Below are 25,146 nucleotides of genomic sequence, written 5' to 3'. Positions count from 1 at the left end.
CATGAAGCCACTGCATGTTCCCGTCTGGGGCGCGATCGCCTGTTTGGCGCTCGCCGCGTCCTCGTTGTCCGTCAACGCACAGACCCAAACGCCCGCTCATCCCCCTGCGCCGCCGATGGTGAAACCGCCGGCAGCCGTGCCAGGCACGGCAAGCGAATCGAACCCCGCCAACCCCGATAACATGCCTGTGAAGAAACCCAAGGGGCCCGCCACCCACGACAAGATGATGCGCAGCGACCCCGCCAGCGACGCTCAGGCCAAATAGCACAAAAAGAAGCGCAAATAGGACTCACCCCTGGCTGCGCCAGGCTCTACCCTTTAACAATAGAACTCACGGAGGACCAGGATGAGAATCGAATTCACGAGTCGCCGTCACGCCGTGGCTGCCGCACGCGTCGCGTTCGAAGCCAACGTGGACAACCGCCCGGTATGGTGCAGCGTGTCGCTCGACGCGCTGAACGACCGCTTCGGCAACACCGGCACATCGGCGCATGCGCTATTGAGCGCCTTCGAGGCAAACCGCCCGAGCATCGAACTGGCCGCGCGGCACGCGCTGGAGAAAAACGGGGGCCAGTCCGTGGAGCTCGAAACGCGCGATCTAGAGTAAGCGCGCCGACGCAAGCGCAACGGCAATTGCAACCGGGTTCGAGTCGTCAGCCGAACGGGCCTGCTCCCGGCACGCCTCGAGACTTCCCAAAGAACTGGAGAGCGCTCGCCCGAGTGCAAGTCTGGCGAAGCCGAGGTGTCCATAATGGCTGGCATCCGTACACTGCCGCTCGGTTCAATTGCGCATCGCAATCGGCTAATCTTTTCTTGCGTCCGCGACCAGCGCCACCCTTTCGTGTGCGTCGCGTTGTTTCCCCCGGCGCTTGCCGCGGAACGCACCTGCCAGCCGCACTACGCTTGAACCCGTTCGCCTCGACGCGACGGCCCTGACGTGACAAGGAGGCAGACATGGACGCATTACAGTGGGGAACCGCCATCGGCGTCATGGTATTGGTCATCGCGGCCACGGCCGTGATTGCGCACTATCGCCGCGAACGGCGCCGCGCAAGTCTGTTGCGCAACCTCCACCACCACAACGGCATCCGCTCTTCGCACCTGCGCTAGCCAGTCATACGCCAGCCGTCTTGCGCGCACATCTGGAGCATGGTGCGCAGCCGTCCGATATCGGCGGGCTTCGCGAGATGCGCATGGAAACCGGCCGCCAGCGCCGCCGCCCGGTCGCTGTCCGAAACATGCCCGCTCAGCGCGACCAGCATCACGTTGGCGTGACCCGGCATGGCGCGCATGCGCTCCGCCAGTTCGTAGCCGTTCATGCCCGGCATGCCGATATCGACGAGCGCAAGATGCGGCTTCCATTGCCTAAGCATAGTCAGTGCGCTCGCGCCGTCGCCGGCCGTTCTGACTTCATGCCCTTCCAGTTCGAGCAACGCGCCGAGTGCGAAACACGCGTCGGCATTGTCGTCGACGATGAGCACGCGCGCCGGGCCGTTGCCCGCCAGCACGGCGGGGAGCGGCTTGACGGTTTCGGCGCTGCCGGTTCGCACGGGAATCGAGAGGCGCGCCAGCGTGCCGCGTCCGATTCCCTCGCTCGTCACGAGAATCTCGCCGCCATGCAACTGTGCGAGACGCTGCGCAATGGGAAGGCCGATGCCGAGGCCCCCTTCCAGCCGCGCGCTCTTGCCCGCGAATTGCGCAAACGGCTCGAAAATGCGCGAGAGCACGGCCGGGTCGATCCCGATGCCGTTGTCGCGAATCGAGATCTCGACACAGCGCGCGCCGCCCGTGCTCTTCTGTTCGACGACGAGCGTAATCTCGCCGCCGTCAGGCGTATAGCGCACGGCATTGGAAAGCAGGTTCACGATCACCTGCGTGAGCCGCGTCGGGTCTGCGAACAACCGCAGGTCGCCGGCAAGCGGCCGCACGCTCAGCGTATGCCTGCGCGCCTGCACACGCTCGCGGATGGAGGCGAGCGCGTCGGAGAGGATTTCGTTCAACGACGCGTCGGTGGGATCGACGTTCAACTTGTCATGGTCCAGGCGCGACGCATCCTGTAGTTCGTCCATCAGACGTTTGAGCTGCGCGATCTGGCGCTGCGCAACCGCGAAGTATTCGCGCTGCGGCGCGCGATCTTTGCAGATCATCTGGAGCGCCTGAAACGCGTTTTCGAGCGGCGCGAGCGGATTGCGGAACTCGTGTGCGAGCACGGCGATCACTTCCGAATAGCGCTGTGTCTGCATGCGGCTATGGTCGCGCGCCTCGACCAGATCGAGCGCCGAGCCGGCCACGGCGGCAAACTCGCCGAGCACCCGCTGGTCTTCGCGGGAGAAACGCGATCGTTCCTCGAGCGAGGCGACCCAGATCGCGCCCAGTGGCCGCCCTTTCGAAACGATAGGCAGAATGAGCGCCTCCTGGACGTCGGCGCATGCGGGGGCGAGAATTGGGAAATCGTCGCTCAACGCGGTGAAAAGCAGCGGCTTGCCGGCTTCGAGCACGGCGGCGCACGGACAGTCGCTCCAATGGATTCGGCTTCCGCACAGGTTCGCGAACTTGCCGGCCACGCTGTGCCAGCGAAAGTAGCGCTCTTCGCCTTCGCGCTCCAGCAAACTGATGCCGGCCGATTGCGCGCAGCACAAACGCATCGCAAAGTCTGCAATCCTCTGCAACAGCACTTCGCGCGAGTCCAGTTGCGCGGTGACCAACGCGAGAAGCGCCTGGTTCTCGCGCGCATGGTCGGGCGCGCGAGACGGTCGCGCATCGATATCGGCGATGGCGGGCGACCTGCGTTTCGGTGCCATTGCGGTCTCCTCCGGTGGCCCGATGAAGCTATTTATGTCGTGGTAATGGGGCTGAGACATTTTATGCACCGCCGAAGAGAATGTTAATTGCCGCAGGATGTTCGTAATGGCAGCATTCCGGACAGGTGCTCACTGCACACCGCAGCGCGAATGACGCGCAATACAGCGGACGAAAAAAACGGAAACAGTGACGGCGAGTGACAAAAACGCCCGGAATTCCGGGCGTTTTTTCGAAGGGGACGCTGCTGCTTCAGACCTTGCGCGCGCGGAGATATTTGAAGAACTCTGCGCCCTCCTGCAGGCGCCGCTTCATCATTTCCCAACTCACCAGCATCTCGCGGACGATCTCCCAGATCTTCGACGGCCGGAAATAAAAGCGCTTGTAGAACTCCTCGACGCCAAGGTAGATCTCTTCGCGCGACAGGTGCGGATAGCCGATCGTCGAGGCCTGCGTACCGGCCGAATTGATGAGCGTGATGACCTTGGTATCGTTCAGCCAGCCATTTTCGACCGCCTGCTTATGAAGCACGGTACCGGGATAAGGCGCGGCGAGCGAGACCTGAATGGTATGGGGATTGATCTCTTTTGCGTACTGAATGGTCTTCTGGATCGTTTCGTGCGTCTCGCCCGGCAACCCGAGGATGAAGGTCCCGTGAATCTTGATGCCGAGCTTGCGGCAATCCTCGCTGAACTGGCGCGCGAAGTCCGTGCGTACGCCCTTCTTGACGTTCACGAGAATCTGGTCGTCGCCGGATTCGAAGCCCACGAGCAACAGACGCAAGCCGTTGTCCTTCATCACCTTGAGCGTCGAGTACGGTACGTTCGCCTTGGCGTTGCACGACCACGTCACGCCCAGCTTGCCCAGCCCGCGCGCGATCTCTTCGGCGCGCGGCCTGAGATCGGTGAACGTGTCGTCGTCGAACATGATCTCCTTGATTTCGGGCATGTTGTCCCGAATCCATTTCACCTCTTCCAGCACGTGCTCGACCGAGCGCGTGCGATAACGATGCCCTCCCACTGTATGCGGCCAGAGGCAAAAGGTGCAGCGGGACTTGCAGCCGCGCCCCGTGTAGAGCGAGAGATACGGATGCTTGAGATAGCCGCTGAAATAATGCTCGGGCGTGAGGTCGCGCTTGTAGATCGGCGAGACGAAAGGAAGCTGATCCATGTCTTCGAGGATCGGCCGCGCGTCGTTGTGCATGATGCCGCCGTCGGGCAGCCGATAGCTCAGGCCCAGGATCGATTCGAACGGCCGCCCCTGGGAGATCTCGAGGCAGGTGAAATCGAATTCTTCGCGGCACACGAAATCGAGCGCGTCGCTCGCAGTCAGTGAACCATGCGGATCGACCGCCACCTTGGCGCCGATCATGCCGATGAGGACCGTGCTCTTGCGCCGCTTCAGGTGCTCGGCGAACTGGATGTCGCTCTGGAACGAGGGCGAACTCGTGTGAATGATAATAAGTTCGTATTCCTGTGCAATATCCAGGGTCGCTTCGAGCGTCAGGTCGTCTGCGGGGGCATCCACCACGCGACTGCCTTCGACCAGCGCGGCGGGCTGAACGAGCCACGTGGGATACCAGAACGAGCGGATTTCGCGCTTCGTTTGAAAGCGCGAGCCCGCGCCGCCATCGAAGCCTTCGTAGGAAGGTGCCTGCAGAAACAGCGTTTTCATGAATGCCCTCGGAGAAAAATCGTGAATTTGTCTCGAAGCCTACAAAAACATGACACTTTGCTGGATGGCAGCTTTGCCCGGGTCAAGAATACTACGACTTGCTGCCGCGGCACGTCGAAATAATGTCTGTACCACTTATCGAAACCCCCACTTAACAAGGCCGCCGCCGGTTGGAACACTGCAGAACAACCGCATTCGTCGGCATGAGCGATGCTTTCTGTACTATATTTTTTGACAGCCGCAGCAGCATTCACAGCGCTCCAACGCGGGAGGCGAAGTATGTCGCGACATCACGACATGCCGGAAGGCGTGCCGGTTGGCAATGGCCACCGTATCAGCCCAGCGGACTTTCTGTTGATGGCGGGCTTTCTCGCCTACCGCGCCCCGCTCGCGTCGGTCGATGCCCGCGCGGCGGCCCGGCGTATTCTCGATGCGGTTCTCTGTGCAGCGGCCGCGCACGGCTTCGCGGACTCGGCAGCGCTGGAATCCATGATGGCGAGTGCCGAGAAATCGGCAGATGTGCGCAGTCTCGCGGAGCAAGCCAGCGCTGCAGTGGGTGACACGTTCGCTTACATGCAGGTGATCCGCGGGGCGGGCGTCGCGCTGGAAGCCGACCCTTATACGCTGATTACTTGAGATCCGGCGTTCCCGCGGCGGCGCGTATGCGCAGAACCGTCTGCCGCGAAGTGCCGAAGCGCCGTGCCACTTCGCTCACCGAGAGTCCGCTGCCCAGCGAACTCATCACGCGCGCGCGGTCGTGCGCCGAAAGCGAGGCGGGCCTGCCCGTGGGACGCCCGCTGCGCTGCGCGAGCTTCAGGCCGTTGCGGCTGCGTTCGCTGCGGGCGGCCGCCTCCATGCGGACCACCGCGCGCAGCATCTTGACCGCTTGCGGCTCGGGGCGCCCCGTGAGATCGACGCCGCCCAGTTCGACACAGCGCACGCCAATTTTCCCCTTGCGGCAGTTGAGCAGCGTAGCGAGCACGTCGCGCGCGTTGCAGCCCAAAGCGGAAAGCTGCAGGACCACCAACTCGTCCTCGGCATCGATGCGTCCAAGCAGCCTCGTCAACGCGGGCCGTTCGGCGGCGGCTACATACGGCGCCACCGCGTCGATGGCCACGCGGCTGAGCGCCACGGTGTAGCCCGCCTTGTCGAGCTGGATCAGCTCCCGCTCGGGAAACTCGCCGTCGCTCGCGCCGTTGATGTAGAAGAACGTCCGTTGCACACGTGGCTCCCGTACTCGCCCGGAGGCTCGCGAACTAGCGTCTCAAGCGCGCGAAAGTCGCCAGCAGATCTTCGAGCTGTACCGGCTTTTTGAGGTGCGCGTCGAAACCCGCCTGCTCGGACTGCTCCACATCGGCCTCCTGGCCAAAGCCGCTCAGCGCGATGCAGATCACGGATTCGAGCGCGGGCTGCGAACGCAGCTTGCCAATGAACTCGTACCCGTCCATGCCCGGCATGCCGAGATCGGACAGCACGAGATCCGGCGCGTTGCCGTTGAGCAGCGTCAGCGCTTCCTCGCCGCTCGTGGCCGTCTGCACATTCGCGCCTTCGCTCTCCAGCAGCAGCTTGAACGTCTCGACCGTGGTGGCGTCGTCGTCGACCATCAGGATATGGAGCCCCTGCAGCGACGCCACGGCCGCGCCGTCGTGGCTTTCCGCATGCGCGAACGAACGCTGCATCGGCAGCGTCACCGTGAACGTCGCGCCGCGCCCCAGGCCCTGCGACTCCGCGCGCACGCTGCCGCCGTGGATCGTCACGAGTTCCCGCACGAGCGCGAGGCCAATGCCGAGACCCGAGCGCCGCGCGGCGGACTGCCGGCTTTGCTTGTACATGTCGAAGATATGCGGCAGGAGCGCCGGTTCGATGCCGGTGCCGGTGTCTTTCACGCGCAGCACGGCTTCGTCTTCGGCGACCTCCAGCGAGACGTCCACCGAACCGCGATGGGTGAACTTCATGGCATTGCTGATGAGGTTCCAGACAATCTGCTCGATGCGCGTGAAATCGGCATGCAGGATCACCGGCGTCTGTGTGACCGAGACGTTCAGCGCAATGCCGCGCTGCTGCGCCTCGAACTGCACGGCGTGGCAAACGCGCTGCACGATCTCGCGCATGTCCACCGCCGAGCGCATGACCGAAAGCTTGCCGGTACGCACGCGCGAAATATCCAGCAGGTCGTCGATGATCTGCGCCTGACCGACCACGGTGCGCCGGATTGTGTCCGCCGCGCGCGTGAGGTTCAGGCTCTGGCGCGTTTCCGGCGCCCGCGCAATGAGTTCGGCGCTCGCCGAGATCAAGTTCAGCGGATGCTTGAGTTCGTGCGACACCACCGCGAGAAACTCGTCCTGGCGCCGCTGCCCGTCGCGCTCGCCGGCGTCGCGCACCTGTTCGAGCGTGGCGTTGTGCAGGTCCGCGTCCGCGGGCACGAGCTCGCCCAGGTCGCGCGCGATCTTGGCAAAGCCGCTGACGCCCGCTTCGTCGAGGCGCGAGAGCACGCCGCTCGCGAAAAAGCGCGTGCCGTCCTTGCGCAGGTGCCAGCGTTCCTCGTCGGTGCGGCCATGCTGGCGCGCGAGCGCGAACTCGCGGTCGGCGACCTTGTTCACGCGGTCTTCTTCGGTCGAGAGCAGATCGGCGGACTGACCGATCATTTCGGCCTCCGTATAACCGAAAATGCGTTCCGCGCCCGCGTTCCAGCTCGTGATGTAACCTTCGTCGTCGAACGTGATGATCGCGTAGTCCTTCGTGCCCTCGGCGACGATGCGCATGCGCCGCTCGCCTTCGCGCAACTGGTCTTCGGCCTGGCGGCGCCCGGTGATGTCGATGAACGAGAGCACCGCGCCGTCGATACGGTCTTCGGTCGTGCGATACGGCACGAAGCGCGCGAGATACCAGCGCCCGTCGTTGCTCTTGAGCTCGCGCTCGATCAGGCGCAGCGAGTCGAAGGCTTCGGCGGCGTCGTCGGCGAGCTTGTCGTATTCGAGCCGGTGCGTGATGTCGAGCAGCGAGCGGCCGATATCCGAAGGAATGATGCTGAACACGTCGGTCGCGCGCGGCGTGTAGCGCTTGATGCAGATGTTGCGGTCCACGAAGATCGTACCGATATCGTTCGCCGCGATCAGGTTCTGCAAGTCGTCGTTGATCTTGCTGGTCTCTTCGACCTTCGACTTCAGCTCCGCGTTGACGGTGGTGAGCTCCTCGTTGATCGACTGCAGCTCTTCCTTGCTGGTTTCGAGTTCCTCGGTCGCCGAGCGCAGTTCCTCGTTGATCGCCTGCAGTTCCTCGTTGGACGCCTTCAGTTCTTCCGTCGAGGTTTCCGACTGCTCGATGGTCGACTGCAGCTGCTCCTTGGTGCGCTGCAGTTCGCGTTCGAGCTGGGTGATGATCGGGTCCTTCTGCACGTCTACGGAAGCCGTTTCCACCCCGCTCATGCTGTCTTCGACTTCGTCGAAGAGCACGAGCACGAAGTCGGCGTTCGCCTCGGGGTCGTGCACCGGCCGCGCCGTCATGTTGACGAAATACGAGCGCCCGTCGCGCTCCAGACGTACGCGCCGCGCCTCGACGCTGCGGTTCGTGTGCAGCGCCTGGTAGATCGCGGTGCGCAGCTCGAGCCGCAATTCCGGGCGCACGGCGGCGACGATGTTATGCGAAGGCTCGCCGCCCGAATACTGGAGGAAGCGGCCCGCGCGGTCGGACAGATGCACGATTTCCGAATCGCGGCTCACCAGCACGCTAGGCGGCGCGTACTGTTCGACGAGGCGCTGGTGCAGGTCGCCGAACGAAAAGCGGCGGCGCCCCGGCGGCTGCACAGTCGCGACCACGGGCCGCGCGTTCATCGTGCCGGCAATCGCCACGGGCACGGGCGTGTCGCCGCGCACCGCCATGTTCGCCCGGTAAATGCGGTTGCGCTTGTCCACCACGGTAAACATCGAACTCACGCTGTCCGCGGATTCGGAACTGCCGAGGAACAGCACGCCGCCCGGCCGCAGCGCGAAGTGGAACATCTTGAGGATTTCGATCTGCGCTTCGCGGTCGAGATAGATCAGCAGGTTGCGGCAGCAGATCAGGTCGAGGCGCGAGAACGGCGGATCGCTCAGCACGTTGTGATGCGCGAACAGCATGTGCTCGCGCAGTTCTTTCTTCACACGATAATGCGCGGCGTCCTTGGAGAAGAACTGGCGCACGCGTGCCGGCGTGACGTCGGCGAGGATCGAGTCAGGGAAGAGCCCCGTGCGCGCGAACGAAATCGCGCGTTCGTCGATGTCGGTTGCGAACACCTGGAACGAGGTGCCTTCCGTCGACTTGAGCGAGCGCTCCTGGAGCAGCATCGCCAGCGAATAGGCTTCCTCGCCCGTGGCGCAGCCCACGGACCACACGCGGATGCGGTCCTGTTCGCCGCGCCCTTCGAACAGCTGCGGCAGGACCTCGCGCTCGAGCACGTCGAACGCTTCCTTGTCGCGGAAGAAGTTGGTGACGCTGATGAGCATGTCCTGCAGCAGCGCCTGGGTTTCCTCGGGATGCAGATGCAGATGGTCCCGGTACGCCTGCAGGTCGGTGATGCCGTTGACCTGCAAGCGCCGTTCGATGCGGCGCAGGACGGTGGCGCGCTTGTAGTGGCGGAAATCGTGCGCCGTGCGCGTGCGCAGGATGATCATGATCTCGCGCAGCGCCCGCTCGGCCGCCTCGTTGATATGCTCTTCGCGCCGCTCCTCGCTTTCCGCGACCGGCAGTTGAATTTCCTTCGTCGTCGACCAGAGGTCCATCAGACGCTGCGGCATCTCCGCCGCCGTGGTGACGAAGTCGACCATGCCGGTGGCGATGGCGCTGCGCGGCATGCTGTCGTATTCCGCCTCCGAGGGATCCTGGGCAAACGTGATGCCGCCCATTTCCTTGACGCGCGAGAGGCCGGCGGAGCCGTCCGAGCCCGCGCCCGAGAGCACGATGCCGATGGCGCGCTCGTGATGCGTTTCGGCGAGCGTGCGGAAGAACACGTCGATCGCCGCGCGGCGGCCCTCCTGAGGCTGACTGGGAGAAACGCGCAGATAGTCGTCCACCATCGCCAGATCGAGTGACGGTGTGATGACATACACATGGTCGGGCTCGATGGGGGTCGGGCTCGTCACCTCCACCACGGGCATGTCGGTCGCCTTGCGCAGCAGCGCGGCCATACTGCTTTCGTGGTCGGGCGCGAGATGGACGACCACGACGAACGCCATCGAGGTGTGGGAGGGAAGGGATTCGAAGAAGGCCAGCAGCGCGCTAAGGCCGCCTGCCGATGCGCCGATACCGACGATCGGATAATTGGTCTGGCTGCGGGGCATATGGCCACGTCGTTTCGGCATGATCGCCAGGTCCTGAAGTTGGAATGAATCGCGTTCGCACTCGCGCGCTCAGGCCGCGGGTGCTGCGCCGACATTATCCCTCCAGGAGCATCGACTGCAATAGTCCTGCCGCATCGCCCGCACGCCGCGCGGTTTCCTCCTCCCGCTGCTGCGCATCGCGGTCGCCGCACTGCCGGTAGTGTTCGCTCTGGGCACGGCTCATCGATTCGCGCTCGCGCAGCGCGCGCAGCGCGTCGCGCAACGAGCGCTCCACGTCGCGGCTGCGGCCCCGGTTGAGCGAGGCCGCCGTGTAGGCGTGGCCCGTATGGCAGCGGTAGCGCAGCAGACGCGAGTAGTCGAGGCGCCAGAGCGTGCCGTTGCACTCGGGGCAGGTGAACGTCGAAGGCGTGCCGATGCTGGTCAGATCGCCGGCCAGTCCATTGCCCTCGCGCCAGGCGCGCAGCTCCGTGCTGACGAGCCCGGCGGCGCGGCGTCTCGCGACGCCTTCCTCGGCCGTTGCGGGCGGCGCGCGGTCCGTCAATTCCACGAGCCGGTGGGCCACGCCCGCGAGCGGCAGGATGTAGTCGGCGAACGGCGCAGCGTTGAGCGGCATTTCGCTGGCGAAGGCGTCGGACGGGTCCTGGACGATCCCGGTGCCGCCGCAGGCCTGGATGGCCTCGAGACCGGCCGCGCCGTCGTCCAGCAGGCCCGTAAGAATCACGCCGATGCTGCGCGGGCCCAGTTCCGCGGCCACGCTGCGAAAGAGCGGGTCGATGGCCGGACGGGCAAAGTTTTCCTTCGCGGCATGCACGAGCCGCAGATGCGAGCCCTCCACGATCATGTGCTGGTCGGGGGGCGCCACGTAAATCCTGCCGCGCGCCCAGGTTTCGCCGTCCGCGGCATGCACTGCGCGCAGCGGGCCTGCGCTGTTGAGCAGCGAAGGCAGATGGCTGTAGTGGCTGCCCACATGGAGCACGATTGCGATCGTCGCCCGCAAGTCGGGCGGAAGCGCGGACACAAGACTTCGAAGCGCATCGACGCCGCCCGACGATGTGCCTATGGCGATGAAGTCTCGGTAGATCAATTGGTGTCCAGGCTGGCAGGTGAATCGGGATCAATCCGTCACTTTGCGCAATTGCCGTGCCTGCAGGGGTGGCAGAGAGCGAGCGCGGGGGCCGCGGCATCTGCCTTGCTGTTTCGTCGGGGACTGACGAACAGGACGGAGGGCAGGCCGATGACACGATCCACGCGCGCCGCCGCGGCCATGGCGAGCGTCGCGGCGGGCGCCGCGCTCGCCATGTGGTCCACGCGCAGCCTGCGCGAAGCTGCGCACGCACGTGCGAGCGGCAAGCACGTGGCCGCAGCGCGCAGCTTCAATCATGGGTCGGCGCTGCTCGCGCTCTCCGTACTGGCCGACAGCGCCATGGAGCACTATCGCGGCTCGTTCGAAAACCGTGCGATGTACCTGCCGCCCGCCGTGGCGCTCTGCTCGCTCGCCGCGGCGCTGCATGGCGGCGCGGACCGGCGCGCGGCCTCGCACGGGCTGCGTCACGCGATCCAGCTCACCAGCGCCGCGACCGGCGTGACGGGCACCGCCTTCCATCTTTACAACGTGACGAAGCGGCCCGGCGGATTCAGCTGGCATAACGCCTTTTACGGCGCGCCGGCGGGCGCACCCTTCGCGCTGGTGCTCTCCGGCGTGCTGGGCGCAGTCGCCGAGCAGTTGCGCGACGAGCCCGGGCACGACCCGCAGCTCTTCGGCATGCCCGCGGGCAAGGCGCTCGCGCTGGTGGCGGGCGTGGGGCTGCTCGGCACAGCGGCCGAGGCGGCGCTGCTGCACTTTCGCGGCGCGTTCCAGCATCCGGCGATGTACGCGCCCGTGACCATCGTGCCTGTGAGCAGCGCGTTGCTCGCGCATGCGGCGTGGGCCCCGCCCCGCCATGCGGCCCGCGCGAGCGTGTTCGCGCGCTTCTGGCTGCGGCTCACGGCGGCGCTCGGTTTTGCGGGCTTCGGCTTTCATGCGAACGGCGTGGCGCGCGCGCAGGGCGGCTGGCGCAACTGGTCGCAAAATCTGTTCGCGGGGCCGCCCCTGCCCGCGCCGCCCGCTTTCAGCGCGCTCGCGCTCGCGGGGCTTGCGGCGTTGCGCATGCGGGAGACCGAACGATGACCCGAACGCCGACTTATCCCGGCTACGACGTGCTTGCCAAACGCGACACGCCTTCGTGGGACGCGCCCACGCGTGCGGTGATCGAGGCGCGCCTGAACATCCCGAACCAGGCGCGCTATCTCGGTCCATCGCAGTGGCAGACGCTGCTCGCGCTGTGCGACACGATCGTGCCGCAGCCCGGCAACGTCAATGGCGAGCACGCTCCGCGCGTGCCGGTCGCCGCGCTCGTGGAAGGCAAACTGCTCGACGACCGCCGCGACGGGTTTCGCGACGCCCGCCTGCCGCCGTTGCGCGCCGCCTGGGAGACGGGGCTCGCCGCCCTCGATGCGGAAAGCGTGAAAGCCTGCGGGGAGCCCTTTGCGCAGTTGCACGACGAACGGCGGCGTGCGCTCGTCGCCCGCATGCAGCGTGGCGAGCTGCGCAGCCGGGCCTGGCACGGCATGCCGTGCGACCTGTTCTTCGCGAAGCGCGTGCTGCACGACGTGAGCGCCGCGTACTGGTCACACCCGCTCGCGTGGAATGCGATGGGCTTTGGCGGCCCGGCGAATCCGCGCGGCTACGTGCGCCTCTATACGAACCGGCGCGATCCTTGGGAAGCCGTCGAAGCCGCCGACGAAAGCGACGCGGCGCACGAGGCGGCCCGCAGGGAGAACGAGCGTGTGCGCTGATCTCGCCGACTCGACCGACGCCAGCGAAGCGCCGCGTGGCAAGCACGGCCGCGCGCCCGACGTGTTCCGGCGCGGCGGCTGGATGCGCATGCGCGAATACGCGCTCGACGATCCGGTCGATTTCGCCATCGTCGGCACCGGCGCGGGAGGCGCGACGCTCGCCTGCCGGCTTGCGGAGGCGGGCTTTCGCGTGGTGGCGTTCGACGCGGGCGCATGGTGGCGGCCCCTCGAAGAATTCGCCTCCGACGAGACCCACCAGGCCAAGCTCTACTGGACCGACGAACGCATCTGCGACGGCGAAAACCCCTTGCAGCTGGGCAGCAACAACAGCGGCCGTGCGGTGGGCGGCAGCACCGTCCACTTCGCCATGGTCTCGCTGCGCTTTCGGCCCGAGTGGTTTCAATCGCGCACCAAACTCGGCTATGGCGTGGATTGGCCGCTCGACTGGCGCGAGATGTGGCGCTACTACACCGAGGTCGAGCAGGCGCTCGGCATCTCCGGGCCGGTGAACTATCCGTGGGGACCCAAACGACCGCGCTATCCGTATCGCGCGCATGAAATCAACGGCGCGGGCCTCGTGCTCGCCCGCGGCTGCGAGGCGCTCGGCATTCCCTGGGCGCCCACGCCGCTCGCGACGCTCTCCGCGCCGCGCGGCGACGCGCATCAGTGCGTCTATCGCGGCTTTTGCGTGTCGGGCTGCGCGACCAACGCGAAGCAGAGCGCGCTCGTCACGTGGATTCCGCGCGCCGTGCGCGCGGGCGCGGAAATCCGCGATCTCGCGATGGTGGGCCGCATCGAAACCGACGCGCTGGCGCGCGCCGCCGGCGTGCATTTTCATCGCGAGGGGCGCTGGCATTTCCAGCGCGCGCGCAACGTGGTCGTGGCGGGGTACGCCATCGAAACGCCGCGCCTGCTGCTGCTTTCCGCGAACGGACGCTTTCCCGAAGGCCTGGCGAACCGCTCGGGACTCGTCGGCAAGAATCTCATGGTGCAGACGAACCAGGCCGCGTGGGGCGTATTCGACGACGAAATCCGCTGGTACAAGGGGCCGCCTTCGCTGGCGCTCACCGAACACTGGAACTATCAGGACGAAGGCAAGGACTTTCACGGCGGCTATTGCTACATGAGCCAGGGCCCGCTGCCGCTCGTCTGGGCGGCGACGCAAACGAGCCGCGGCCTGTGGGGCGACGCGCTCATGCGCGAGATGACGAAGTACAACCATCAGGCGGGTCTCAAGATGGTGGGCGAGACGCTCCCGCAGGAACGCAACCGCGTGACGCTCGCCGACGAGAAAGACGCGCTCGGCCTGCCCGTCGCACGCGTCACATGGTCGATGGGCGAGAACGACCGCCGGCTCGTGAACCACGCGCTGGACTATATGAGCCGTGCATTGGAGGCGGCGGGCGCGCGCGACATCTGGACCCAGGACGACGACACCTGCCACCTGAACGGCACGGCGCGCATGGGCAGCGACGCGCAAACGAGCGTCGTCGATGCGGACTGCCGCTCATGGGACATTCCGAATTTATGGATCTGCGACGGCTCCGTGTTTCCGACCGTAGGCGGCGTCAATCCTTCGCTCACCATCCAGGCCGTTGCGTGCCGCACCGCCGACCGCATCAAGACGCTGGCCGCGCGCGGCGAGCTTTGATGACCATCGCGCGGGCACGCGTCGTGCGTTGACGCAGATGTTTTTCAAAAGGAGGCCATCATGCCACTCAGCAAGGGAAAAACCCGCGAAGCGATCTCGAAGAACATCAAGACGGAAGTGAAGCAAGGCAAGTCGCAGAAGCAAGCCGTTGCCATCGCGCTGAACCAGGCGCGCAAATCCGGCGCGAAGATTCCGAAGAAGAACCAGAAGTGATCGGGCGCGCCGCGCACGCGGCGCGTCTTTCATCACGCGTTTCGTGTTTCGTGAGTTAGCCATCCTCGCCGACTTCGGCAGGTTCCGGCAGGTCCGGCAACTCGTGCGGCTCCGCCTGAGGGGCGCCGGATTCGCGCTCGTCGGGTTCTGCGCCGCCGCCCGGATCGTTCTTTTTCGGCGGCGTGGCGGGCTCCATCTGGACGCGTCGAAAACGGGGCAGGTCGTAAGGGCTTTGCATGCTCGATCTCCATAAAAAACGCCGGTAAAAGCGCGTAGCGGGCCTGCCGGGATCGCGCAGCGCGTGTGCCTGGCTCGCGCAGCGATGAGGCGTGCATGGGCATGCCGGGTGCGCAGGCGAAAAACGTTCTGGACGCCTACGCTGCTGCGCCGCTCATGACCCCACTTGCCTACTTCCTGCACAGCGCGGGCCCCGCATCGGGTCCGGTGCAGGCGCTCGACTGGGGCCTCGCCGTCCTGTGCGTGGGCGTGTGCATCGTCATAGCGTCGTTGCTCTATCTGGCGATCCGGCGCAGGCGTCGCGGTGGCGCGGCGCAAGATCAAGCTTTGCTACAAACCAACGTTGCCGACGAGCAAGGCGAGCGCACGGCGAACCGCATCGTTGCCGTCGGCACGGCCATTTCATCGGTGCTGTTGCTGGGCGCGCTCGTGGCGATGCTGCGCGTGCTGGCCGCCGTGGCCGACCCGCCGCGCGAGCCTTCGCTCACCGTGACCGTCACGGCTTACGACTGGTGGTGGAAAGTGAGCTATCGAACGCCCGAGGGCGCGAGCTTCGAAACCGCCAACGAAATCCACATTCCCACGGGCGAGCCCGTGCGCGTCGATCTGCAAAGCGCCGACGTCGTGCACGCGTTCTGGGTTCCGGCGCTCGCGGGCAAGACGCAGGCCATACCCGGCCAGGTCAATCACCAGTGGATCGAGGCCGACCATCCCGGCGTATGGCGCGGGCAGTGCACGCAGTTCTGCGGGGCACAGCACGCGCATATGGCCATGGAAGTGGTGGCGCAGGCCCCCGCCGATTTCTCGCGCTGGCTCGATGCGCAACGGCAGCCCGCAGCGGCCGCGCAAAGCGGCGCGGCGCAGCGCGGCGAGCAACTGTTCGCCGCGCGCTGCGGCGGCTGCCATGCCGTGCGCGGCACGCAGTCGGGCGGCATGCAGGCGCCCGACCTCACGCATCTCGCCTCGCGGCGCCTGATCGCCGCGGGCACGCTCGCCAACACATCCGTCAACCGGCTCGACTGGGTCGCGCACGCACAGCAGCGCAAACCCGAATCGCTCATGCCAGACATTGCCCTCACTCCGGCCGAGGCGAGCGACCTCGGCGCGTGGCTCGACACACTCCAGTGACATGAACGATATCCCGGCCTCCCCCGCAGCTTCCGACCGTCCCGCCAGCGCGACGGTGCCGCGCCGTCCGCGTGCCGGGCGCCTCTCGCGCGTGCCGGAAACGGGCACGGCGCCGCTCGACGAAGCCACGCTGCGCCGCCTCCAGGAGATGTGGGAAACGCGCCCTGGCTGGCGCGGCTGGCTCTCCACGGTGGATCACAAGACCATCGGCCTCCGCTATCTCGTCACGGCGTTCGTGTTCCTCGTGCTGGGCGGCGTGGAAGCGCTCATCATGCGCGCGCAACTCGCGCGCCCCAACGAAACGCTGCTCACGCCCGAGCAATACGACCAGCTGTTCACGATGCACGGCGTCACGATGATCTTTCTCTACGCGTTACCCGTGCTGAGCGGCTTTTCGAACTACCTGTGGCCGCTCGTGCTCGGCTCGCGCGACATGGCGTTCCCGCGCCTGAACGCGCTCTCGTACTGGGTCTTTCTCGGCGCGGGCATTCTGCTCTACGCGAGCTTTCCCGCGGGACAGGGCGCCAATGCGGGCTGGTTCAACTACGTGCCGCTTTCCACGGCCGCCTACAACCCCGGGCCGAACATCGACGTCTACGCGCTCGGCATGGTGCTGCTCGGCATTTCCACCACAGTGGGCGCGGGGAACTTCGTCATCACGTTCCTGCGCATGCGGGCCAGCGGCATGTCGGTCGCGCGCCTGCCCATCCTCGTCTGGGGCACGCTCACGGCTTCGGCCGCCAATCTGCTCGCCGTGCCCTCCGTGAGCCTCGCGTTCTTTATGCTCTGGCTCGACCGCAACGCGGGCTCGCACTTCTTCGATACGACAGCCGACGGGCGCCCCCTGTTGTGGCAACACCTCTTCTGGATCTTCGCGCACCCGTGGGTCTACGTGGTCGTGCTGCCCGCCATGGGCATCGTGTCCGACGCGCTGCCCACCTTCTGCCGCCGCCCGATCGTCGCCTACGCGGCCGTTGCGCTGTCAACGGTCGCGACGATGCTCGTGGGCTTCGAAGTGTGGCTCCATCACATGTTCGCCACGGGCCTGCCGCCGCTCGCCCTGGCCTTCTTCGGTGCGGCGAGCATGGTGATTTCCGTGCCGAGCGCGATTGCGGTGTTCGCGTGGATCGCCACGATCTGGACCGGCAAGCCCGTGTTCAAGACGCCGTTCTACTACTTCGCGGGATTCGTGCTGATGTTCACCGTGGGCGGCGTTTCCGGCGTGATGACCGCCGCCGTGCCGCTAGACTGGCAGCTCACCGACACCTACTTCGTCGTGGCCCACCTCCACTACGTGCTGCTCGGCATCAACGTGTTTCCGGTGCTCGGCGGTCTCACGTACTGGTTTCCCAAGTTCACCGGACGGCTCATGCACGAGCGCTTCGGCAAGTGGACCTTCTGGGTCACGTTCATCGGCTTCAATCTGGGTTTCTTTCCGATGCACATCTCCGGGCTCCTCGGCATGCCGCGGCGCATCTATACCTACCCGGAAGGCATGGGCTGGGACACGGCCAACCTGCTCACGAGCATCGGCGCATTCGTGTTCGCGATCGGCATCGCCATGTTTATCGGCAATGCGCTCGTGAGCGCGCGGCGCGGCGCACGCGCGAGCGCGAACCCATGGAATGCGGCGGGCCTCGAGTGGGCGACCTCGTCGCCGCCGCCTCCGTACAACTTCGCAATCCTGCCGAGCGTGCGCTCGCGGGACCCGCTCTGGCAGCCCGATGCAAATGTGCCGCGTCCCGGCTATCTGCTCCATCGCGGGCGCGAAGCGCTCGGCGTCACGCCCCTCATGGGCGAGCCCGACGTCATCCTCAAGATGCCCGAGGACAGCTACGCGCCCTTCGTGCTGGGCGTGGCTTCGACGCTCGTGTTCGTGGGGTTGCTGTTCCATTCGACTCAGTTCACCGCGCTCGCCGGGCTCGCATGCGGACTCGCGCTGCTCTCGTGGCTGTGGCCGCGGCGCTCGCTAGGACAGCGCGAACCGTTCGCGCCGCAAGGCACGACGCCCGCCGGCAAAGTCGCCGAGACGACTGCGATCCGCAGCGAAGACGAAACCCTTGCCTTGCCCGTGGGCAGCGCCGGCGAACATGCGGGCGGCTGGTGGGGCGTGCTCACGCTCGTCGTGACGGAAACCGCGCTGTTCGGCTACCTGATCTTCTCGTACCTCTATCTCGCTTCGCAGAGCGCACAGCCCTGGCCGCCCGATGGCCTGCCCAAGCTCGGCATGAGCGGACTGAACACGGCGCTGCTGCTCACGAGCAGCGTGTTCGTATGGCTCGCGGGCGCGTTCGTGCGGCGCGCGCGCTCCTGGCCCGCGTTCTGGTCGATGATCGCCGGCATTGCGCTCGGCGTCGCGTTTGTCACGATCCAGTTCTTCGAGTGGCACGACCGGCCCTACGGGCTCGCGACGCATCTGTATGGTTCGCTCTACTTCACGATCACGGGCTTTCACATGGCCCACGTGATGGCGGGTGTGCTGATGCTCGCCGCGCTCGCGTTCTGGATCGCGCGCGGCTACTTCGACGGCAGACGCGATGCGGCGCTCACCATTGGCGGCCTGTACTGGCACTTCGTCGACGTGGTGTGGCTCTTCATCTTCTCCGTGCTCTATCTCTCGCCTTACTGGATGCGAGGACGATGATGCAATCCGCCGCGTCTCCAGCACCCGTGCCCGCACGCATCCGGCCCACGCTGCGGCAGCATATTGCCGTGTGGTACGGCATTTTTGGCGTGCCGGCCATCTGGGCGGTCCACTTGCTGGTCTGCCAGACGCTCGCGGCCACCGCGTGTGCCGGCGGCGTCCCGCAACGCAATGGCGAGCCCTGGGAGGTCGTGCACTGGACGCTTGCGCTCGTCTCCGCCGCTGCGTTCGCTCTGGCGCTCACCGGCGCGCTGCTGGCGCGACGCACGTGGCGCGAAAGCGCCGCCGTCGACACGCCGCAGCGCGACACCTTCCGCTTTCTCGCCTGGAGCAGCATGGCCGTTGCCGTGGCGTTCACGATCGCGCTCGTATTCACGATCTCGGTGCTGTTCGCGTTGCCGCTCGAACGGCTATGCGGGGCGTTGCGATGAACTCCCGCGCCGGTTCGAGCGCTGTGCTCGCCGCCCTCGTGCTGCTCGCCGGCTGCCACCGCGACGAGCCGTTCGCGACGACGAAGCCGCCGCCCGATGCCGCCCAGATCGCACTCGGGGAAAAGCTCGCGAAAGCGGGCGATTGCGCCTCGTGCCACGATTCCGCCAAACGCGAACCCTTCGGCGGCGGTCTCGCCGTGAATTCGCCGTTCGGTCCGATTTACGCGAGCAACATCACGCCCGACCCCGTGCACGGCATCGGCGACTACACGCCCGCGCAGTTCGCCGCAGCCTTGCAGCGCGGCGAAGCACGTGGCGGCAAGCGGCTCTATCCCGCGATGCCTTATCCGTCGTTTGCGGCGCTGGCGGCAAGCGACGTGAACGCGCTCTACCAGTACTTCATGTATGGCGTGAAGCCGGTGCCGAATGCCGCGCCGCAAACGCATCTGCCGTTTCCGTTCAACCAGCGCTGGGTGATGATGTTCTGGCGTCTCGCGTTCGCACAGCATGGCCGCTTCGAGCCCGACCCCGGGCAGACCGCGCAGTGGAATCGCGGCGCCTGGCTCGTGCAGGGTCTCGGCCACTGCGGCGCGTGTCACACGCCGCGCGGGCCCGCCTACAACGAAATGGGCTACACGCAAAGCAGCCCGCTCTACCTCACGGGCGGCGTGAACGACCACTGGTACGCGCCGAATCTCACGGGCGACCCCGGCAGCGGCCTGGGCCGCTGGAGTGCCGACGACATCGCCGCGTTCCTGCGCGACGGGCACAACGACCGCGCCTATGCATTCGGCGCGATGGCGCCCGTGGTGGGCGCGAGCACGCAATACCTGGGCGACGACGATCTGCACGCCATCGCCACTTATCTGAAATCGCTGCCCGCACGCGAGGCGAGTGGCCAGTATGCCGATTCCCCGGCCGCGCGCGCCTCGACCATGGCGGCATTGCACGGCGGCACGCCGGAGCGGCCCGGCGCCGGCCTCTATCTCTCGTACTGCGCAAAATGCCACGGCGCCGACGGCGCCGGCAAACCCGACAAGGCGCCGCCCCTTGCGGGCAGTTCGCTCGCGCTCTCGTCCGACGCGACAAGCGTACTGCGCCTCATCGTCGAAGGCAGCCAGAGTCCGCAAACCGGTAATGGCGGCATGCCGCGCAAGATGCCCGGGTTCCGCACCCAGTTCACGGACAGCGAGGTCGCCCAGGTGGCGAGCTTCGTGCGCGGCGCGTGGGGCAACGACGCGGCGCCCATCGCACCCGCCGAAGTTACGCGACTGCGCGGCGCGATCCACCGTTGAGCGTTCCTTCCAGTCAAACATGGCGCGCGGTGGGGAACGACCGCGCGCCATCCGGGTCAGGGGCTACCTGACGAGCTTATTGCCCCTTGGTGTCGCTGCTTGCGTCCGCACCCGGGGTGTTGGTCGTGTCGTTCATCGGTTTGGACATCGCCTTCGTGTGCTTCTTGTGATGAGTCGACTTGTGTGTCGTACCGGTAGCGGCAGGATTCTGCTCGACGCCCTGAGTCTGCGCCGGATACACGTCACTCGCGCCGCCGGTCGCAGCGCCTGGACTCGTGCTGCTGCTGCCGCCGCCTGAACCCTGGGCGAGCGCGAGACCCGATGTAGCAAGCGTCACGCTCGCTAGTGCAGAAATGAAATAGTGTCGTGGCTTCATGGTTGGCTTTCCTCGTCATCGTCTGGATAAGAAAAAACGGGCGGTGCGTGCTGAAAACCACCCGCGCGCTAGCCCTTCGCAGCGCACATGGTGTGCCACGCATGCGAGCGTCTGCCGCAGCGCAGGGGCATACGGCTTGCGCGCACGTTTGCGTCGCTATGGGCCGAGCCTGCAATGAGCCCTGCCGATCTCATGAACCCGATGCCGCTCGTCGTTACCCGGCCCGATTTCGCGGCGCGGCTGATCGGGGCGATCGTGGCCGGCGGGCCAATCGGCCTGACGACCCGCGCCGGCTCACCTGGCGCGGCGATGGCCCTTCGCCGATCCGCTCAGCAGCATTGCCGTCTTGACCACGGCCAGATGACTGAGCGCCTGCGGGAAATTGCCCGCCAGCCGCTGCGCCCCCACGTCATACTCTTCGGCGAGCAAACCGACGTCGTTGGCCACGGCCAGCACGCGCTCGAACTGGGCGATGGCCTCGTCCACGTCGCCGCGCAGGTAGAGACAGTCGGCCATCCAGCACGAGCACGCGAGGAAGGCGCCTTCGTCGGGCGCTTCGTCCCCGCCGAGCCGCCAGCGACGAATCAGGCCGCCTTCGCCCAGTTCGGCGCGAATCGCGTCGATGGTGGCCGACATGCGCGGCTCGTCGGCGCGCATGAAGCCCACGAGTGGCATGAGGAGCACGCTCGCATCGAGCGCCTCTTCGCCGTAACCGCGGACGAAGGCGCCGCGCCGCGCGCTCCAGCCGTGTTCGCAGACCTCCTCGTACAGGGCCTTGCGCATCTGCAGTGCGCGTTGCACCAGCGGGTCGCCTATGCCCGGGCCGTCTTCACACCAGTGTTTGATGAAGCGGTCGAGCGCCACCCACGCCATGACGCGCGAAAGCGTGTAGTGGCGCGCGTGGCCACGCGTCTCCCAGATTCCCGAGCCCGGCTTCCCGCCATGATCGAGCAGCCAGCCGATCAAGCGCGCTTCGAGTTCGGCCTCCTCCTGCGCCGCGACGATGCCGGCGCGCCGCGTGAGATAGAGGCAATCGAACGCCTCGCCGAACACATCCGGCTGATATTGCATACACGCCGCATTGCCGAAGCGCACGGGCCTCGCGCCCTGCCAGCCCGCCAGGGCGTCGACCTCGCGCTCGCGCGGCACGTGGCAGCCATCGACGCAATACATGACGTGAATGTGTCCGCGCACATGGCCGATCGTACGCAGCAGCCAGTCGCGCCAGGCGCGCGCTTCGTCGTGAAAGCCCGCTTCGAGCAACGCTTCCAGCGCGAAACTCGCGTCGCGCAGCCAGCAATAGCGATAGTCCCAGTTGAGTTCGCCGCCCGGCGCCTCCGGCAAAGACGTGGTGGGCGCGGCGACCATCGCGCCCGTCGGACGGTAGACCAGCGCGTAGAGCGTGAGGAGCGAGCGCCGCACCGCTTGCGGCCAGAGCGTTCGATCGTTGTCGAAGTGGTCGATCCAGCGGCGCCAGTGACGTTGCGTGTCGTGCAGCGCCGTGACGGCCGATGCGGGATCGACGCCCACGGCCTCGCCCGGGCATAGCGTGAAAACGAAGCGCTCGCCCGCGCGCACCGTGAACGCGGCTTCGAGCGCCTGCGCGTGGACACGCAACGGCACCTCCGCGCGCAACGTCATCGGGCCACACGCGGCGTGCACGGTCGCCGCGCCGCTTGCGTCTATCGTGTGTGGCGCAGCGTGCCCATCCGCGCGGCGCGGCTGCGCGATCATGTGCATATCCACACTGCCGTCCACGCCTTCGACGATGCGCATGATGCACGGTTCAGCGCTATCAGCCGCCATGAAGTCGATCACACGCGCGCTGCCGTGCGTGCCCTTCCAGGCGGTTTCGACCATGAGCGTGTCGCGCCGGTAGCTGCGGCTCGCGCGGCGCGCCGGATCGGCGGGTGCAAGGCGCCAGTGGCCATCCTCTTCGCGGCCGAGCAGCGCGGCAAAGCAGGGTTCGCTGTCGAAACGCGGCCAGCAGAGCCAGTCGATCGAGCCATCGCGAGCGAGCAGCGCCGCGCTGCGGCCATCGGCAAGCAATGCGTAATCTTCGATGAGGCGTGTTCGGGTCATGGACGATAGCGCTACCCGCGCACGAATGGGCGCGCTCGAATCCGTGCGAGCACTTCGGATTCCCGAAAGGTTTGCAAGCCCAATGAGGGCGCGTCCCTTTGCAATGGCTGCGCACACCGTCTTTTCGCGCTGCAGTCGGCCGCGCGCGAACTTGCATCGATTACGTGTAAGGCTTGAAACGCGTGCGCAGCCCACGCCCGGCTTGCCAATGCGACGAATACACTCCAGGACATCTCGCAGCGTCGCGTGCGCGCAGCGTGAGCATCGAAGATCAAAGGGCGTCGTGCCACTGACGCATCACTACGAGCTTGCCGCGCAGGTGCCCCCCGGCGAGCCGCTCGAAGCCCCTTGGCGTGTCGTCGAAGTCGAAGCGCTCGACCACTTCGGCCTTCACCGCGCCCTTCTCGACGAGCTCGACGATATGGGCGAGCTGCGCGCCGTCCGCTCGCGCGGTGTAGCGCGTAGCGCGCGCGCCGTGGCGGCTCGCTTGCGCCTGCGAAGGTTCGCCCAGCGTCGAGACCATCGCCCCGCCGTTCTTGACGACCTGCCACGAGCGTTGCTGGGCTTCGCCGCCCACGAGGTCGAACACGAGGTCCACCTCGCCTGCCTCCTCTTCGAAGCGCTGCGCGTGATAGTCGATGACTTCGCTCGCGCCGAGCGCCAATAGCGCGTCGCGTTCGCTCGCCGAGGCCGTCGCGACGACGCGCGCGCCGCAATGGCGCGCGAACTGCACGGCGAAGCGCCCCACGCCGCCGCTCGCGCCTTGAATCAGCACGCGCTCGCCGCCTTGCAGCTTGCCGTGCTCGAACAAACCCTGCCACGCCGTGAGCGCGGCGAGCGGAATGGCGGCCGCCGCGTCCACGGCGCAGGTTGCAGGCGCGCCCGCCAGCGCGGTTGCGTCGACCACCACGTAATCGGCGAGCGCGCCAGACCCCTGGCCCACGAACGCGCAGACGCGCGCGCCTTGCGGCCATGCCTGTGCGCCTTCGCCCCTGCTCACCACCACGCCCGTCACGTCGCGGCCCAGCGTATACGGCAAATCGCCTTCCGTAACGAGCGGATAGCGGCCTTGCAGCGTCTTGAGATCGACGGGATTGAGCGCGGCAGCCTGCACTTCGATCAGCACTTCTCCATGCGCGGGCTCGGGCACGCTCAGGCTTTCCTGGCGCAACGACTCCACGCCGCCAAAGCGCGGCACGCGCCACGCGAGCATCGTCTCGGGAATATCAGCGTCCATCGATGGCTCCTTGTGCGCCCATCACTTCTTGCCCGGAATGACGCTCGCCATCACCTGGCGCGCCGTGTTCGCAATCACGCCGCCCTCGTCCGGGTCGCCTTCCATGAGCGCGCGCGCGAAATGGCGCGCCTGCTCGATCGTCACATGCGGCGGCAGCGGCGGCACGTCGGGATCGGTCTTCACTTCGAGCACCACGGGGCGCGGCGATGCGAGCGCCTGGTCCCAGGCGTCGCCCAGCTGCTCCGCGTTGTCCACGTAGATGCCCGTGAGCCCCACCAGTTCCGCAAAACGGTGATACGGCACATTGGGAATGTCCTGCGAGGCTTCGAATTTCGCGTCGCCCTGCATCACGCGCTGCTCCCAGGTCACCTGATTCAGGTCCTCGTTGTTGAACACGCAACAGATCCAGCGCGGGCTCGCCCATTGGCGCCAGTACTTCGCCACGGTCACGAGTTCGGCCATGTTGTTCATCTGCATGGCGCCGTCGCCCACGAGCGCGATCACGGGCCGTTCGGGATGCGCGAACTTCGCCGCGATGGCATAGGGAACGGCCGCCCCCATCGAGGCGAGACCGCCCGACAGCGAACACATCATGCCGCGCCGGATCTTGAGGTCGCGCGCATACCAGTTCGCGCACGAACCCGAGTCGCTCGTGACGATCGCGCCATCGGGCAGACGCGGCGACAGCTCGGTCACCACGCGCTGCGGGTTCACCTTGCCGCTCGTCGCCGCGTGCGCGCGATCCTCGAGTACGCGCTGCCAGCGCTCGCCAGCATGGATGAGGCGGTTGCGCCAGCTCCCGGCGTTCTTCTGCTCGAGCAGCGGCAAGAGCGCGCGCAGCGTGGCCGCGCTGTCGCCCACGAGGCTCACCTCCATCGGATAGCGCACGCTGAGCATGCCCGCGTCGATGTCGATCTGCACCGCGCGCGCGTCGCCTTCCTTCGGCAGGAATTCCGAATACGGGAAGCCGGAGCCAATCATCAGCAAGGTGTCGCAAGAGGACAACATCTCGTCGGTCGGCTTGGTGCCGAGCAGGCCGATGCTGCCCGTCACCCAGGGAATGTCGTCGGGCACCACGGCTTTGCCGAGCAACGCTTTGGCAACGCCCGCGTGCAGGCGCTCGGCCACGGCGACCACCTCGTCGCCGGCGTGCATCGCGCCCGCGCCGACGTGTATCGCCACCCGGTGGCCCGCGTTGAGCTCCTCGGCCGCGTGCTTGTGGTCGGCGT

At 66.6% G+C, this 25,146-nt stretch carries 22 protein-coding genes; 12 read left to right on the top strand and 10 right to left on the bottom strand.

What is annotated here, in order from left to right; all coding sequences use genetic code 11:
• Position 1 precedes the first annotated feature (1 nt).
• The 3 genes from AB4Y43_RS12880 to AB4Y43_RS12870 all read left to right on the top strand — a co-directional run bounded on the left by AB4Y43_RS12880 (position 2) and on the right by AB4Y43_RS12870 (position 1,110).
• Positions 2-265, top strand: a complete 264-nt coding sequence (locus tag AB4Y43_RS12880) for a hypothetical protein (RefSeq protein WP_069262282.1) — start codon at positions 2-4, stop codon at positions 263-265.
• Between the two features lie 81 nt (positions 266-346).
• Positions 347-607 (top strand): DUF1488 domain-containing protein, encoded by a 261-nt coding sequence (locus AB4Y43_RS12875; RefSeq protein WP_028204289.1) that lies wholly within the window; start codon positions 347-349, stop codon positions 605-607.
• A 347-nt stretch (positions 608-954) separates the two neighbouring features.
• The gene (locus tag AB4Y43_RS12870; RefSeq protein WP_169739106.1) at positions 955-1,110 is read left to right on the top strand and encodes a hypothetical protein; all 156 of its coding nucleotides are present in this window, start codon (positions 955-957) and stop codon (positions 1,108-1,110) included.
• Here AB4Y43_RS12870 and AB4Y43_RS12865 read toward each other — a convergent pair.
• Together AB4Y43_RS12865 and hpnJ are read right to left on the bottom strand one after the other, a co-directional pair.
• Positions 1,107-2,801 carry an ATP-binding protein gene (locus AB4Y43_RS12865; protein WP_368727943.1) on the bottom strand — a complete coding sequence of 565 codons (1,695 nt, stop codon included), beginning with the start codon at positions 2,799-2,801 and terminating at the stop codon, positions 1,107-1,109. The genes AB4Y43_RS12870 and AB4Y43_RS12865 overlap by 4 nt on opposite strands.
• Before the next feature lie 250 nt (positions 2,802-3,051).
• Positions 3,052-4,473, bottom strand: a complete 1,422-nt coding sequence (gene hpnJ, locus AB4Y43_RS12860; protein WP_342948275.1) for a hopanoid biosynthesis associated radical SAM protein HpnJ — start codon at positions 4,471-4,473, stop codon at positions 3,052-3,054.
• Between the two features lie 297 nt (positions 4,474-4,770).
• On the opposite strand from hpnJ, the gene AB4Y43_RS12855 reads away from it, so the two are divergent.
• Positions 4,771-5,109, top strand: a complete 339-nt coding sequence (locus tag AB4Y43_RS12855) for a hypothetical protein (RefSeq protein ID WP_256094501.1) — start codon at positions 4,771-4,773, stop codon at positions 5,107-5,109.
• On the opposite strand, the gene AB4Y43_RS12850 is transcribed toward AB4Y43_RS12855, so the two are convergent.
• From AB4Y43_RS12850 to AB4Y43_RS12840, 3 genes are all read right to left on the bottom strand, one after another.
• Entirely contained in the window at positions 5,102-5,695 is a 594-nt protein-coding gene (locus tag AB4Y43_RS12850; protein ID WP_069262286.1) for a recombinase family protein, read from the bottom strand. The two genes, AB4Y43_RS12855 and AB4Y43_RS12850, sit on opposite strands and share 8 nt — an antisense overlap.
• 34 nt (positions 5,696-5,729) lie before the next feature.
• Positions 5,730-9,809, bottom strand: a complete 4,080-nt coding sequence (locus tag AB4Y43_RS12845) for a CheR family methyltransferase (RefSeq protein WP_342948277.1) — start codon at positions 9,807-9,809, stop codon at positions 5,730-5,732.
• 73 nt (positions 9,810-9,882) lie between these two features.
• Positions 9,883-10,872, bottom strand: a complete 990-nt coding sequence (locus tag AB4Y43_RS12840; RefSeq protein ID WP_069262288.1) for a chemotaxis protein CheB — start codon at positions 10,870-10,872, stop codon at positions 9,883-9,885.
• Between the two features lie 213 nt (positions 10,873-11,085).
• On the opposite strand from AB4Y43_RS12840, the gene AB4Y43_RS12835 reads away from it, so the two are divergent.
• Genes AB4Y43_RS12835 through AB4Y43_RS12820 form a run of 4 tightly spaced genes read left to right on the top strand, consistent with a single transcriptional unit; the run spans position 11,086 to position 14,487 of the window.
• Positions 11,086-11,955 carry a hypothetical protein gene (locus AB4Y43_RS12835; protein WP_256094515.1) on the top strand — a complete coding sequence of 290 codons (870 nt, stop codon included), beginning with the start codon at positions 11,086-11,088 and terminating at the stop codon, positions 11,953-11,955.
• On the top strand, positions 11,952-12,623 hold the full coding sequence (locus AB4Y43_RS12830) for a gluconate 2-dehydrogenase subunit 3 family protein (RefSeq protein WP_342948278.1): 672 nt from the start codon (positions 11,952-11,954) through the stop codon (positions 12,621-12,623). Before AB4Y43_RS12835 ends, AB4Y43_RS12830 begins: the two co-directional genes overlap by 4 nt.
• The gene (locus tag AB4Y43_RS12825; RefSeq protein WP_368604665.1) at positions 12,613-14,274 is read left to right on the top strand and encodes a GMC family oxidoreductase; all 1,662 of its coding nucleotides are present in this window, start codon (positions 12,613-12,615) and stop codon (positions 14,272-14,274) included. The genes AB4Y43_RS12830 and AB4Y43_RS12825 overlap by 11 nt, the downstream gene beginning before the upstream one ends.
• Before the next feature lie 60 nt (positions 14,275-14,334).
• On the top strand, positions 14,335-14,487 hold the full coding sequence (locus AB4Y43_RS12820; protein WP_176732830.1) for a DUF6496 domain-containing protein: 153 nt from the start codon (positions 14,335-14,337) through the stop codon (positions 14,485-14,487).
• Between the two features lie 55 nt (positions 14,488-14,542).
• Here the strand turns inward: AB4Y43_RS12820 and AB4Y43_RS12815 are convergent, their stop codons facing one another.
• Positions 14,543-14,725: a hypothetical protein gene (locus AB4Y43_RS12815; RefSeq protein WP_342923528.1), complete on the bottom strand. Its 183-nt coding sequence runs from the start codon at positions 14,723-14,725 to the stop codon at positions 14,543-14,545.
• A gap of 101 nt (positions 14,726-14,826) precedes the next feature.
• On the opposite strand from AB4Y43_RS12815, the gene coxB reads away from it, so the two are divergent.
• The 4 genes from coxB to AB4Y43_RS12795 are packed head-to-tail and all read left to right on the top strand — an operon-like array spanning position 14,827 to position 20,222.
• Positions 14,827-15,852: a cytochrome c oxidase subunit II gene (gene coxB, locus AB4Y43_RS12810; protein ID WP_368727991.1), complete on the top strand. Its 1,026-nt coding sequence runs from the start codon at positions 14,827-14,829 to the stop codon at positions 15,850-15,852.
• Between the two features lies 1 nt (position 15,853).
• A complete protein-coding gene (gene ctaD / locus AB4Y43_RS12805; RefSeq protein WP_368727942.1) occupies positions 15,854-18,496 on the top strand; it encodes a cytochrome c oxidase subunit I in 2,643 nt (880 codons plus the stop codon).
• Positions 18,493-18,927 (top strand): cytochrome C oxidase subunit I, encoded by a 435-nt coding sequence (locus AB4Y43_RS12800; protein WP_368727941.1) that lies wholly within the window; start codon positions 18,493-18,495, stop codon positions 18,925-18,927. Before ctaD ends, AB4Y43_RS12800 begins: the two co-directional genes overlap by 4 nt.
• Positions 18,924-20,222, top strand: coding sequence for a cytochrome c (locus tag AB4Y43_RS12795; RefSeq protein ID WP_368727940.1), 1,299 nt, complete (start codon positions 18,924-18,926; stop codon positions 20,220-20,222). The genes AB4Y43_RS12800 and AB4Y43_RS12795 overlap by 4 nt, the downstream gene beginning before the upstream one ends.
• Positions 20,223-20,298: 76 nt before the next feature.
• On the opposite strand, the gene AB4Y43_RS12790 is transcribed toward AB4Y43_RS12795, so the two are convergent.
• The 4 genes from AB4Y43_RS12790 to AB4Y43_RS12775 all read right to left on the bottom strand — a co-directional run.
• A complete protein-coding gene (locus AB4Y43_RS12790) occupies positions 20,299-20,598 on the bottom strand; it encodes a hypothetical protein (RefSeq protein WP_368727939.1) in 300 nt (99 codons plus the stop codon).
• A gap of 294 nt (positions 20,599-20,892) precedes the next feature.
• Positions 20,893-22,680 carry a glycoside hydrolase family 15 protein gene (locus tag AB4Y43_RS12785; RefSeq protein ID WP_069262295.1) on the bottom strand — a complete coding sequence of 596 codons (1,788 nt, stop codon included), beginning with the start codon at positions 22,678-22,680 and terminating at the stop codon, positions 20,893-20,895.
• A gap of 271 nt (positions 22,681-22,951) precedes the next feature.
• Positions 22,952-23,917, bottom strand: a complete 966-nt coding sequence (locus AB4Y43_RS12780; RefSeq protein WP_069262296.1) for an NADP-dependent oxidoreductase — start codon at positions 23,915-23,917, stop codon at positions 22,952-22,954.
• Positions 23,918-23,938: 21 nt separating this feature from the next.
• The coding region (locus tag AB4Y43_RS12775) for a thiamine pyrophosphate-dependent enzyme (protein ID WP_368727938.1) at positions 23,939-25,146 on the bottom strand (1,208 nt) is incomplete at its 5' end.

Source organism: Paraburkholderia sp. BR10872 (assembly GCF_040965835.1).
GTDB lineage: Bacteria > Pseudomonadota > Gammaproteobacteria > Burkholderiales > Burkholderiaceae > Paraburkholderia > Paraburkholderia nodosa_A.
Note: the sequence above shows the minus strand (reverse complement) of the source record. Positions and strands in the feature narration are given on the sequence as shown.